Genomic DNA, 13,279 nt, shown 5'->3' on the forward strand with positions numbered 1-13,279 from the left:
TTTGAAGTACTGTTGAGAAGTTTTTGTAGCATTTTATAGGCGTAGTGAATTGCGCCTGAGCGCTTGGATATGAAACGTTTTCAAGCCATAGAACCGATAATATTAACGTTGTCTGCACTGTTGGTTTTAACTTTCAGCTCAGACACTTTGGGACAGTCTTTACCAAACGCGCCGCAAGAAGGGGCGCCTAATGCCCAATCAAGTCAGGGCGCCGGAACATACGCTCCAGTCGGACCATCCGGCTACAAGGTATTTATTCCCGAAATAAAAATGAATCAGATCGTGGGGGAGGTCAAACCCAAAGTTGAGGAGGCGCCTCATCCGGTGGAAGCTCCTGTTGAGCCTGAAAATACGGAACCCGTTTCACCGGAGAAGCCTGGGCCAGTCATACAAATTCCTGGGCCATCAGAACTGGAAGATCGGCAGGAGACGCCTGTTACTCATCTACCCTTTGATTACAGTGATGGAAAAACAATCAAGCAACATGAAAAAGAAGATCTGCAGGATGTCAAGAACCGCATCGAACGAGAGCAACCCCATATGGGGACTCCTTTAGCTCCCATAAATATTACGGAAGCGCTTCCGGAGCCTGCCAAGGAAGCGTTAGGAAGGCGACAGAACCTAATTGCGCCCAAAATCAAAGAGTTGGAACCCATTAAAGGCTCATTGAAAGCTCCTGCGGTTGAGGCTCTTGAAGATCATGAAGCTCTGGCGCCGGAAGACTGGATAGTCCTGGAAACAAGAAAGGAAGCCACTGAGATTCCTGTTGAGGAAACGAAACATGAATCAGAAATAAAGAAGGCTCAGTCGGAAGCGCCCGAATTCAATGAAACGCTTTCTAAAGAATCTACTGGCGCCGTGGTTGAGAATTCAGGGCAAACCCCGGTTGAATCTCCTAGCCAGTCGACTGAAAAAGAACAGCTTCCGGTCAAAGAGACACAAGAATCGGCGCCAGGCGCCACTGAAAACCTTACAGAATCTATCGCGCCAAAGGAACACATTCCTTCTCCCCTGGATGAACAAGTCGGAACAAGCAGGGGTCTACGAATTTATCTCACGGAAACGACCCCAATATTGGAAGAGCTGTCACTTCTAATGACAAGAGCCCCGAGCTTGAATTTAGAGGATTACGACCCTAGCGAAGCGAACACGCATGTGGCGGTTCAAGATCTTAACCTGAAACTCGAATCATTGAAGCGGGATTTACGCATACTTGATTCAAAGGTCTTTTCGATAATCCCGCCTTCGAAATACGCCCAGTTCCATGAATTAATCAGACAGTCAATATCTCACACATATCTTGCCTGTGAATCGGTATCCAATTATTTTCAGGACGCTAAACCCGAGGACTTGCGGAAGGTCAGAGACCATCTTTCGAAGGCCAAGGAATTTATCGAGCTGACCAGGAAGCGTGACAATTCGGGTTAAGCAAACGTAATTTAAGTCCACACTGACAGAATCCCGTGACGTGTTACCAACAATTACCCTCCGTAATTTTACTTTTCCCGTAGAAGTGATCCTATAACATCATTTTTGGACACCGTGTGGATTCTAACCGGCACAATCTTTCTCTTAAGTCCCTTATCCAGACCGCTAACATTCACGGAAAGGTAATTGTCCGTGAGAGCTTTACCCCATCCATCAGAATCTTCTCCAACCGACTCGACAACAGCTTCTAAAGCCCGTCCTACAAATCTCTTGTAGAATTCCTGGCGCCGTTCATTTGAGAGACTCCGAAGAATCTTCACTCTTGAGCGAGCTACCTTGTTAGGAGTCCGTAGGGGAAGCCCGTATGCCACTGTTCCCCTTCTGGGAGAAAATGGAAATACATGAAAATAGCTGAAACGAGATCCCTTGACAAATTCCAGGGTGGTTTGGAACGAGGATTCAGATTCACCTGGGAATCCAACCATTATGTCCATGCCCAAACAAGCGTCGGTTACGTGTTCTAGAATCTTATCCGCAAGGTCGCGAACCAAACCAGTCCTGTAAGGCCTGAACATCCGTTTGAGAATCTCGTCGTCTCCGCTCTGCGTAGGAATATGGAAGTGCCGGCAAATTCTGGAACTTTGTGAAACCAACATGACCAACTCATCAGAAAAGTCCTGAGGTTCGATTGAACTCAACCTAAACCGGCAATTTGATGTGTTGGCAAGTAGCTCTGCGATAAGACAGTCGAGAGACGATCTCGGAGACAGATCTCTACCGTAGGCTCCTAAATGAACCCCCGTCAAAGCTATCTCGGAAAATCCTGATTTAACAAGGTCTCGAACATTGTTTATGACTTCCTTGACATTCATACTGCGAGACGGTCCCCTCGCTATCGGTACAACGCAATAGGAACAGCGATGCGAGCAACCATCCTGAACTTTCAGGAAAGCCCGACTCCTGGATGACCGAAATGATCTCCACACACTGGAAAATTTTAGACACGATGACGCTGGAATAAGACTAGATTCTAAAACAGTCGATGATTTAGCGAAAATGATTTCTTGAAAACGGTCTTTGTCATATGTCCCGAGGACATCAGCGTTCGGAGCGACTCTTTTGATCATCTCGGGATCGATTTCAGAAAGACAACCGGAAACCAATAATCTGGAGGATGGATATTGATCCGCCAATTTTCGAATCATACGACGGGATTTTCCGGCTGCTGAATCAGTAACACAACAGGTGTTAACAAAAATGATTTCCGGCGTTTCGCTGTGTTGGTCTATTTCAAACCCATTCTCCATGAGGAAGCCTGCCACACTATCAATCTCGGCCTGGTTCACCTTGCATCCCATCACATAGACATGCGCTTTTCGGGAAGGCAGGGTGGTGTCAGATGTAATGATTTTTGACATGTTTTTGTATCCGTGGTACAATTTCGGAAATGTTCAAGTTAGTATTTTCTATTAAGCAATCCTGGAATCCGGAGACTGGATGACTCGATACGTTGGGAAGTGTAATCCTGACAGCGAACCAATAAGGTTCCTGGGAACGAAAGCCGCCTCCTGGGCGCCTTTTCCTGGAATTGCGATTTCGGGAATATTTATACTGATGATCTTGACTTTATCGGTCATCCTGACCCCTGTAACGGCGTACTGCCAACCCGCGCAAACAAGTCCATCCCAGGCCCATGTTGTAGACGGCGTGATGGAAATCAAGATCCCTGAAGGATTTAAGGCGGAAGGGGTTGACGAACCTCATATTTTTAAATGGACCAAAAACTCCGCGGAGATATATATCGTAGTCGGTGACCGGCTCATCGGATCGAGAAGCGCAATGATAAACGCATTCAAGAAAACTGCCAACACCGACACCAGATTGGATCGGGTAAAAACCTTAAGGATTTCGAATTCGAAAGCGATTCTAACAAAAGAAAAACCTCCATCCGATACGAATCGTTTGATGTCATGGGGTCTGAAAATTTTTACCGACAAGAACGAAATCAATGTCGAATTTTCTGCTCCGGCCAAAGATTTCAAGACCTATTCCACAACCTTTGAGGAATTTGTCAAGTCAATCAAGATCAAATCATCATAGGGGCGGGATCGTGACGGACAAGAAATCTGAATCTTTGTTCAGTCTTATTCCTTCAGTAGACAGGTTACTTTCCAATCCTGATATTCAGCGCCTGTTAAACTTATATTCTCCGACATTAGTAAAACAGATCATTACATCTACGCTGGACAATGTGCGCTTGCTCATTAGAAATGACAAATTGATTTCTGAAGACCTTGCCCCGGATTTGATGGTTAGCAAAATTCGGCTTGCAGTCGAAAAGCGATTATCCCGTAAACTTCATAAACTCATTAATGCCACTGGCGTGGTTGTTCACACAAATATGGGTCGTTCCCCGTTGTCAAGGGAAGTTGCGCAAAGAATTTTTGAGGCGGCCATTTCTTACTCGAACCTTGAATATGACCTGGAAAAGGGTAAGCGTGGTCAGAGAAACGCGCATTTGAGATCCTTGATGGAAGAACTAACCGGAGCGGAAGCTGTTCTTGCGGTTAATAACAACGCCGCAGCGGTTCTACTGGCTTTGAGTTCAATTGCTAAAGGGCGGGAAGTGATCGTTTCGAGAGGTGAGTTGATCGAGATCGGGGGCTCTTTTCGCATCCCCGAAGTTATGGCCCAATCCGGGGCCGTCTTGAGGGAAGTTGGGACAACCAACAGGACCCATCCCCAGGATTATGTACAGGCCATAACCGACAGTACCGCTCTTATTCTAAAAGTTCATACTAGCAATTACAGAATTGTAGGATTTACGCGCGAAGTATCTTTGGAGGAACTGACTCAAATAGGCAAAGATTACGAACTGCCTACAATGATGGACCTGGGAAGCGGATGTCTCGTTGATCTGTCTCCTTTTGGACTCTCGGAAGAAATCACTGTTCAGGAAGTTATTGCCAAAGGGATTGACGTTGTCAGTTTCAGCGGGGACAAGCTGTTGGGTGGGCCACAGGCGGGGATTCTAGCCGGAAAGAAGGAAATGATTGATAAAATGGCTGTAAACCCGCTGGCACGGGCTCTGAGAATGGACAAGTTAACCCTTGCCGGTTTGGAGGCCACACTTCAGGAGTATACCCGATCATCGGATCCGACAAATTATATACCCACTCTGGCTATGATCAAGAAAAGTCAGGGCGATCTGATGATAGACGCCTCAAAAATTGCCGAAGCTTTGGAATTTGCCATGGGACAAAGAGCGCAAATAAGCATTGAACAGGGTTCCGGCAGAGTAGGTGGAGGCGCTTTACCTATGAGTGACCTCCCTGGCCCCCGCGTTTGCGTAAAACCTCTCAATTTCTCCGCCGCTCGTCTTGAAAGCGCCCTCAGACGAGGAGACCCACCGGTCGTAGCGCTAGCCAAGGATGATTGCATAGTGATTGACCCTAGAACCCTGTTGGATGATCAGGTCGAAATGATCCCCAATTTGATCTCTACTGCGTTCAGTCTCGTTGAGAAAGGGCTCTGAACAGTTCGGGCCTCAAAGCCGCATCCATCACACGATAAACCGTTTCTTAGAAAATCGCGGTATAATTTTAACGCAGGCCCTATGAATTCCTGCAATGATCGATATTCTCGAGGTACCAGGAATAGGTTGATTCCAAACCTTCTTTCAAGCCTATTTTGGGTTGCCATCCGAGGCTTGTAATCTTGGAGATGTCCAACAATTTCTGCGGTACTCCGTCAGGCATGTCCACTTTAAAACGTAAATCGCCCGTGAAACCTACAACGTCTTTTACCAATTCAGCCAGATCCTTGATCAAAATGTCTTTACCTGTTCCTATATTCACAATGCCCAATTCGTTGTAATTTTTCATGAGGAATACAACAGCGTCAGCCAGATCCTCCACGTGCAGGAATTCGCGCAAAACGGAACCTGAACCCCAAATTTCGACATAATCTGAATCGGAAACTTTAGCTTCGTGTGTTTTTCTTAATAATGCCGGCAATACGTGAGAATTCTTTAAATCAAAATTGTCGAAAGGACCATAAAGATTAGAAGGCATAACTGATATGAAATTTGCTCCATACTGTCTTCGATAAGATTGGGCCATGATGATTCCGGCGATTTTTGCCACAGCGTACGGAGTATTGGTAGGTTCGAGTGGTCCCGTTAACAGGTACTCCTCTTTTATGGGTTGAGGAGCCAATCTGGGATATATGCAGGAACTCCCGAGGAAAAGCAATTTCTCTACCTTGAGTTCATGGCACGCGTGCATGATGTTACATTGCATCATCAAATTGTCGTAAATGAATTCAGCAGGAAACGTGTTATTAGCATATATCCCTCCAACTCGGGCCGCTGCGAGAAAAACCCATTGGGGCTGGACGCTCTTGATTAGATCAAACACGGCTGTTTGGTTACGCAAATCGACTTTGCGACCGGGATGCTTTATCACTGGATAATTTTCCAAAGAGAGTCGCCTGCAAATAGCGGATCCCACCATGCCTGTGGAACCCGCGACGAATACCTTAGGTTTTGTTGAACTCATCAATTAAATCCCGCTGTTCTGCACAACTGTTCTTTCTCGGTTTCTCTGAGATCGGCGACGACCATTCGCCGAACCAATTGGGAGAAATCGCACCGAGGGGTCCATCCCAATAATTCTTTAGCCTTGGTTCCATCTCCAAGCAACTGATCAACCTCAGTTGGTCTAAAGTATCGGGGGTCAACAAGGACCAGTTCTTTACCAGTTTCTGAATCTATCCCTATTTCGTCTACGCCTGACCCTTTCCATATAATAGAAATGCCGACCTCCCTGAAGGCTCGCTCTACAAATTCTCTGACGGAATGATTTTCGCCACTTGCTATTACAAAATCGTCAGGCTCATGATGTTGTAGAATCAGCCACATTGCCTCCACATAATCTGCCGCGTAGCCCCAATCCCGTTTGGCGTTAAGATTGCCCAGGAAGAGTTTTTCTTGCATCTCCAGTTTTATTCTTGCAACTGCCCGCGTAATTTTTCTGGTTACAAAGGTTTCACCCCGCAGAGGTGATTCGTGATTGAAAAGTATGCCGTTGGAAGCATACATGCCATAGGCTTCACGATAGTTCCTTATTATCCAGTAACCGTACAGCTTGGCCACGGCGTAGGGACTTCTGGGGTAGAAGGGCGTGGTTTCTTTCTGAGGTATTTCCTGGACCATCCCGTATAGTTCACTTGTTGACGCTTGATAAAAACGTACCTTGTCTACAAGGCCCAGGATGCGGATCGCTTCCAACAATCGAAGCGTTCCAAGCGCATCTGAATTTGCGGTATATTCAGGTGTTTCAAATGAAACTTTGACATGGCTTTGCGCCGCAAGATTATAAATTTCCGTAGGCTGAAATTGCTGAATGATTCTAATAAGGTTGGTAGAATCCGTCATGTCGCCGTATTCAAGGATCAAACGTCGACTTGGGAAGTGGGGATCTTCATAAAAATTGTCGATTCTCTGGGTATTGATCAACGAGCTTCTTCTTTTAACACCACATACAACGTAATCTTTACGAAGGAGAAATTCTGTCAGGTAAGCGCCATCTTGTCCGGTTACCCCGGTAATTAGAGCCCTCTTGTTTTCAGTTTGTGACATTTGTAAGAACCCGACTTTTGGAAATAAAATGACGAAACTTAACGATAACATTATGGGTAACTAACGTCAACAACCATCTGAAAAGACTAACTAAAATGATCTAATAGCTTCAATTTGCATAGTTAGGTTCAGGTAGTAATGAAAAATGTCATCATTGAAACCGACAAATTATGTTATTTGAACAGTGATTGATAAATTGAATTTCCATGGTTGAATTGAAGGAGATACAAGATGGAACAATGTAAACTTTATTCGTTGAGTACCTGCAGTCATTGCAAAGCCTGCAAGAAATTTCTGGGGGAATGTGGAATAGAATATGAGTTCACGGACGTAGATTTACTCTCAGACGACGATCGAAAGCCAATTCTGGACGAAATAAAAAAGCTTACATCAAAGTGCGCTTTTCCCACGGTAATAATAGGTGAAAAAGTCATAGTCGGTTTTAAGGAACAGGAAATTAAGGAAGCGCTAGGTATTCCCCATTAGACTCATTATAAACCGTTGGGCCGAAATTTTGTCGGAGCCTGTTGATAACTTTTATGTAGACCTGTCAAAAATGCGACCTGCGTTCGAAAAACTGTCGGTTTGCCATAGGCTGTCGCTATGGCGGACAATTAAATAACTGATGCCATATCGATATGTTAATGGTTTAAATTGAGTCAGCATTTCCTTTTTAGCGCATGTTGCAAGTATGTTTAGAGGTACCAACAGTTGTTGATAACTGTTTCCGATAATTGGCTTAAGAAGCCGAATTTACAGATGGAGAAAGCTATTAGGGCAATATTGAAAGGAGGAACCGTTATAGTTGGCACTGAGACTTATTATGCCATTGCCGTAAATCCATTCCTTGGTAAAGCCGTTGAGAGAATTTTTTCAATCAAAAGAAGATCTTCAGAAAGTCCATTACCTTTGATAGCAGCCAGCCAGGAATTTGTGAATTCCAAGACATTTAATGTTTCTCCAATAGCCAGGACTCTCATGAAAACATTCTGGCCAGGAAGCCTCACTATTCTGTTGGATGCCGAGAAGGAGTTTTCTCGTTATGTCCGAAATGAATTCGGCAAAATTGGTGTAAGAGTGCCACCTGATTGCCCAGCGCGTCGATTGGCCGCGGAAGTTGGTGGTTGGATCACTGCTACCAGCGCTAACTTTTCAGGGGAAGCGGCTCCGAAAACTGTTGACGAGATACCCATTGAATTGGTTGGTTCGGTCGATGAGGTGTTGGATGATGGGTCATGTCCCGGAGGCATGCCTTCAACGGTTATTGATGTTTCTGATGAATCGTGGAGCATGGTCAGAATTGGATCGATTTCCGAAGAACGAATTTCAAGAGCCTTAGGACAATAGGCTAGAAACTACACCCAAAGTTAAGTCAAATGAAATAACCTTGACAGAAACGGCTCATCATCCCTAATATGGGTTCGTTGTTGCTGGGGGATCGTCTAGCGGCAGGACGACGGGTTCTGGCCCCGTTAACCGAGGTTCGAATCCTCGTCCCCCAGCCAATAACCAAAATTCTCATCGTACGCCACACTAATAATTATCCCCCTCCGACCCAACACTTCTCAAAAATGAAATCGAATAATAACCCCATAAGTTTCCCTGTTGATTCCAGCCCTATCGGAGTCTACATCCACATACCATTTTGCCTTAGTCGTTGCGACTATTGTGGATTCGTTTCATATCCTTCAGATCCGAATCTGGAAAGCCGCTATTTGAAGGCCGTCACTGAGGAAATCAGCGGTTCTGATATTTTGCCGATTCAGGAGCTTGAAGAGGAGCCTCGTGACCTGGATACGATATACATCGGTGGCGGCACGCCCTCGGTTCTTAGCCCTCAGAGTTTAAATCAATTGGTAGCCTCCATTTCAAAGAAATTTAATTTAGTCCATCCGGTCGAGATAACAATTGAGGTGAATCCAGGAATTTACCGGGAAGAAGAGTTCTTTCTGTGTCGCGAAATTGGAATCAACAGGATAAGTATTGGAGCGCAATCCCTCAATGATCAGGAGTTGAAAGCCATGGGCAGGCGCCATTCGGTGGATGACTTCCTGAGAACGTTTCATGCTGTTCGATCAGCCGGATTCGACAACGTCTCTGTTGATTTGTTGGCCGGATATCCAGGTCAAACACTCAAATCTGTAATGAACAGTCTGAAAGGAATTATTGAACTCGAACCGGAACACATTTCCGTGTATCTCCTGGAGGTGAAGGGAGGCTCTAAACTTGAAAAAAGTGTCACATCAAGAGACGTCGAACTTCTTGATGATGATCTCATAGCGGATATGTATGAAGCGATATGTCAGAAACTAGGATCTGTGGGGTTCCAGCAATATGAAATTTCGAATTTCTCGAAACAGGGAATGGAATCGAAACATAACCTGAAATACTGGACGGACCAGGTGTTCCTGGGGTTTGGAGCAGCCGCTCACGGGATGACGGGACGCACGCGGTACGCCAATACGGAGACGCTTCAAAGTTATATTGAAGGGATCTCATCGAAAAGGCCCATTACAAATTCCATGGAAGATCTGGATCCAGTGACCAGGCTCAAGGATGCTCTCATTATGGGGCTCAGATTAAATAAAGGTGTTGACCTCGCGTTAATGGGGTCCCAATATGGATTTGACGCATGCCTGTTTGTAAAAGAAACTTTGTGTGGTCTCGAGAACCTCGATCTGTTCGTGATCGAAAGAGACTGCGTAAAACTCACCGATCGTGGTCGTCTTCTTTCCAACATCATTTTTTCAAGGTTTGTCTAGACCTGGCCTGTCGAGAGTAGCGCCATTCATGAAGGTCGTGGAGCGCCCGCCTTTGGTTGACACCAAATGTGTGGTCGCATAGAATTTGCGTTGAACTTGACAAATGCGCGGCAAAGACGAATTTTTCAGGACATTATGTAATTCAGGGAAGAGATTTATCAACATGGGGAAACAGAACAACAAAATCGTAGTAAAAGGCGTTGAGATTCACCTTATGGACCCACCGCAACTCGACGTTGAATGGGTTGGCATGGAAGAACCGCTGACACAACTTCTCGCCTCCTGGTCGGATGATGGTGATGACCCTCCGATGCAGCCTCGCATCCTCGGAAAGCCTGGAGTAGGGAAAACTTCCCTGGCCATTACGGCGGCTGGAAGGATGAAGCAGGACCTTTATATTTTCCAATGCACTGTGGATACAAAACCCGAAGATTTACTCATTTCGCCGGTGATTGCTGAAGAAGGGAAAATACGATATGTAGCCTCACCTTTGGTGACGGCCATGATTCGCGGTGGAATTTGTCTTCTGGACGAAGGGAACCGAATGAGTGAGAAGAGCTGGGCCTCAATCGCTTCACTATTGGATATGCGCCGTTCTGTGTATTCAATTATCGCAGGTGTTGAAATTAAGGCCAAACCGGAATTTAGAATTTGCGTAACCATGAACGAAGACGCTTCCACTTTTGAAGTGCCCGAATATATTTACTCCCGATTACAGCCTGGAATTCACATGGATTATCCGACTCGCGACGAGGAATTCAAGATAATCAGGGGAAAACTAGGTGGTCCAAGTGACACATTAATCGATCATGTAGTTGAGTTGCTCCAGGAATCTCATGCCAAAGACGAAGATCTCAGCGTCAGGGATGGCATGAACATATCCCGTTTCGCTTACCGTCTCCTGAAGTTCAGACCTAAGTTATCTGAGGATAGCGCTTTAAACCAGGCAGTATTCCAAATCACAGGGGTTAGGCGTGTCGCATATGATGGGCCGACGTTGGTCTGACGTTGTCAGGGTAGGGCGGGTTTCTCTGGTTGGCTCAATTGATTACCGCGTCGAATTCGCCTGCCAGGTTCGTTCGTTCATTCTCAATGAACAGCCCGACCTTGTGTGCGTCGAGGCGCCGGTAGCTCTACGTGAGCAAATCGTCACAGCGGTCCGTCGTCTTCCATACCACTCTGTGATCATATATGGAAATGCGAATGATCAGTACACGGGGTTGATAATAGATGGGTCTGACGGAATTATTGAAGCGGTGCGGTCAGCTACTGAGGAAAATATCCCTGTTTGGTTCTTAGACCCGACAGTGCGTAACCGCCATGGTTCATCCGATAAACTTCCTGACGCTTACACAATAGATCAAATTGGTCAGAAGACTTTCCTGGAAAGCATAATTGGGCTGTCTATGACCGACAGGCCCGATCCTGACCACCCCAATCGTGAACTCTATATTGCGGCCCGTCTTCAAGAAGCTTCGCACAGTTTCGAACGAATTCTGTTTGTTGGAAATTTTCGAACTGTAAATCGATTGGCCAACATCCTTGAAGAGCCTCACGCAATACCACTCATGAAACCGGAAATCGCCAAGGCGGCTGTGGTTGCGCCGCTTCATCCGGATACTTTGAAAAAGGGATTTACCGACATCCCGAGGATCACGGAAGCGTATGAGGATTGGCGGCAGGATATGGAAACCGATTTTCCGCCGGATCGACACGAACTGATCGTAAGCTTGATGGAAGAGGCGATTGGGTATTATGCGAAGCAAACACGGCAGGAAATCCCCGAATATGTAAGACTGACATGGGCCCAGTTCCTGCGTAAATGGTTAAGGGCCAAGGGCATGATATTGCCGGACCTATTTCATCTGGTGTCATCTGCCCGCGCCGCTATGGATGAGGACCTCGCCTATCATGTTCATGAGTTCATGTCAGGTTATAGTTGGGAAAACGATCCCAACGATCCGGCGGCCGTGCAGTTGGATGAAGAGAGCCTTCAGTTCTATGGTCACAAGATAACCCTGCACAAAAGGCTAAGGTCACTATTCATAGGCCCAAGTCGACGTTATCGATTAAAAGCGGTCAATTCCAGAAAATGGAAGGATCATCTGAAGCAGAAGTGGGAGGCTTCCGATCCTGATGAAGTAGATATTTGCTCTTTTCCACCGGAAGACGTTCTAATAGAAAAGTGGGGCGAGTCTCTTGCCAAGCATGCCACGAATCTAATGCAGACAAGTCAGTCTCATACGGAGCCATTTGTCTCCGATATAGGGGGAGGGGTCGATGTCAGAGAGACCCTCAGACGATTCTACAAAAATAGAATCTATATTAAAAGCCGTGAGCAAGGAACGCCGGAATTTGGTTCTATAGTAATAATATTCGATGAAGACCTGGATCGTGAAAAATTCACCTTTGAGATGACATGGTTAGGGGAGCACTCCCAGGAATCGGACATGGCTTTTTATTCCACTCCACCTGGTCAGGATGTTGTGGGGCCGGGTATAAGCAGGATGGAGCACGGCGGTTTCATTCTTTCCTATCCGCCTATGCGAATGTTTGACGTGTGGAAGGACCCGACGTTTAATTTTGTGCCGACTCGTCATGAGAGGCTTCTTGTGGCGGGAATAGCTTATTCCGAGAAGCCTGGAATAGTTTATGCCGCCCGTAAGCCACCGACCAATCGCTGGAAGAAACTCGCCGGCACTATGGGAAGACGCATTGTCTATATTCCCCTGGGCTCGTTGAATCCAATTCATATAAACAGGATGCGCACATTCCACATGTTAAAGAACAAAGGTGTCCGAAACTACGCGAGTGACTATCTGAAAAAGTGATTTTGCGCCTCTGCAAGGATAAGGATGGACCCTTTTGGGGCAAAATCTTGCCAAAACCCGTTGACAGATCTCATCACAAACATTAGTATAGCTTCCGGTTGCCGAGGTAGCTCAGCCGGTAGAGCAGAGGACTGAAAATCCTTGTGTCGATGGTTCGATTCCGTCCCTCGGCACCACGTAATGACCAAGGATTTCAACAACTTCCAATTCTAAAATCTCCCAAAACTAACTCACTAATCACCTTAATCTCAAAAATGCTAACATTTTGCTAACATCGCTGCTATCAAGCATTCTATTTTCCAGCTTTAGACGCAACTAGAATTTGGGTTAGCCCGTGGTCGTAAGTGAATTTGTCAATGGCGTTCACAAAGGAAGTCTGAAGCATTAGCGGGACCTGAACTGATTCGTTATTAACCACGAGTTCGAGCGGAACCACTGGTTTTTTTTCGCATCATCGAACAGGAAGGAAGGAAGATTCATTTTCATTTGAAAATCTTCATTGGGTACATACTATCCTTTTGTAACCGTTTTTATAGTAATAGATAATATGATCAACATATTAAGTAGGGTTACAGGATGGTTACATGTAACCACCCGAACCAATGCGAATAACCTGT

General features: G+C 45.8%; 11 protein-coding genes and 2 tRNA genes. 10 read left to right on the forward strand and 3 right to left on the reverse strand.

Features of this window, described 5'->3' with window-relative positions; translation table 11 throughout:
• Positions 1–69 precede the first annotated feature (69 nt).
• Entirely contained in the window at positions 70–1,428 is a 1,359-nt protein-coding gene (locus tag WC647_17075) for a hypothetical protein (GenBank protein ID MFA6224017.1), read from the forward strand.
• A 68-nt stretch (positions 1,429–1,496) separates the two neighbouring features.
• Here the strand turns inward: WC647_17075 and mtaB are convergent, their stop codons facing one another.
• Positions 1,497–2,846 carry a tRNA (N(6)-L-threonylcarbamoyladenosine(37)-C(2))-methylthiotransferase MtaB gene (mtaB, locus tag WC647_17080; GenBank protein MFA6224018.1) on the reverse strand — a complete coding sequence of 450 codons (1,350 nt, stop codon included), beginning with the start codon at positions 2,844–2,846 and terminating at the stop codon, positions 1,497–1,499.
• Between the two features lie 79 nt (positions 2,847–2,925).
• On the opposite strand from mtaB, the gene WC647_17085 reads away from it, so the two are divergent.
• Together WC647_17085 and selA are read left to right on the forward strand one after the other, a co-directional pair.
• A complete protein-coding gene (locus WC647_17085) occupies positions 2,926–3,528 on the forward strand; it encodes a hypothetical protein (protein MFA6224019.1) in 603 nt (200 codons plus the stop codon).
• 10 nt (positions 3,529–3,538) lie between these two features.
• The gene (gene selA, locus WC647_17090; protein ID MFA6224020.1) at positions 3,539–4,963 is read left to right on the forward strand and encodes an L-seryl-tRNA(Sec) selenium transferase; all 1,425 of its coding nucleotides are present in this window, start codon (positions 3,539–3,541) and stop codon (positions 4,961–4,963) included.
• Positions 4,964–5,042: 79 nt separating this feature from the next.
• Here the strand turns inward: selA and WC647_17095 are convergent, their stop codons facing one another.
• Both WC647_17095 and gmd read right to left on the reverse strand, forming a co-directional pair.
• A complete protein-coding gene (locus WC647_17095) occupies positions 5,043–5,987 on the reverse strand; it encodes a GDP-L-fucose synthase (protein ID MFA6224021.1) in 945 nt (314 codons plus the stop codon).
• Positions 5,987–7,069, reverse strand: coding sequence for a GDP-mannose 4,6-dehydratase (gene gmd, locus WC647_17100; protein ID MFA6224022.1), 1,083 nt, complete (start codon positions 7,067–7,069; stop codon positions 5,987–5,989). The genes WC647_17095 and gmd overlap by 1 nt, the downstream gene beginning before the upstream one ends.
• A 231-nt stretch (positions 7,070–7,300) precedes the next feature.
• Here gmd and WC647_17105 point away from each other — a divergent pair, with 231 nt between their 5' ends.
• From WC647_17105 to WC647_17135, 7 genes are all read left to right on the forward strand, one after another.
• On the forward strand, positions 7,301–7,555 hold the full coding sequence (locus tag WC647_17105) for a glutaredoxin family protein (GenBank protein ID MFA6224023.1): 255 nt from the start codon (positions 7,301–7,303) through the stop codon (positions 7,553–7,555).
• Between the two features lie 273 nt (positions 7,556–7,828).
• Entirely contained in the window at positions 7,829–8,416 is a 588-nt protein-coding gene (locus WC647_17110; protein ID MFA6224024.1) for an L-threonylcarbamoyladenylate synthase, read from the forward strand.
• An 84-nt stretch (positions 8,417–8,500) separates the two neighbouring features.
• Positions 8,501–8,574, forward strand: a tRNA-Gln gene (locus WC647_17115).
• Between the two features lie 66 nt (positions 8,575–8,640).
• Positions 8,641–9,831, forward strand: a complete 1,191-nt coding sequence (hemW, locus tag WC647_17120; GenBank protein MFA6224025.1) for a radical SAM family heme chaperone HemW — start codon at positions 8,641–8,643, stop codon at positions 9,829–9,831.
• Positions 9,832–9,994: 163 nt separating this feature from the next.
• A complete protein-coding gene (locus tag WC647_17125; GenBank protein ID MFA6224026.1) occupies positions 9,995–10,837 on the forward strand; it encodes a MoxR family ATPase in 843 nt (280 codons plus the stop codon).
• Positions 10,815–12,662 carry a hypothetical protein gene (locus WC647_17130; GenBank protein ID MFA6224027.1) on the forward strand — a complete coding sequence of 616 codons (1,848 nt, stop codon included), beginning with the start codon at positions 10,815–10,817 and terminating at the stop codon, positions 12,660–12,662. The genes WC647_17125 and WC647_17130 overlap by 23 nt, the downstream gene beginning before the upstream one ends.
• Before the next feature lie 100 nt (positions 12,663–12,762).
• Positions 12,763–12,838: transfer RNA gene (locus tag WC647_17135), tRNA-Phe, on the forward strand.
• The last annotated feature ends 441 nt before the right edge of the window (positions 12,839–13,279 follow it).

Source organism: Desulfomonilaceae bacterium (assembly GCA_041662605.1).
In the GTDB taxonomy this organism is placed as follows: domain Bacteria; phylum Desulfobacterota; class Desulfomonilia; order Desulfomonilales; family Desulfomonilaceae; genus CAJBEZ01.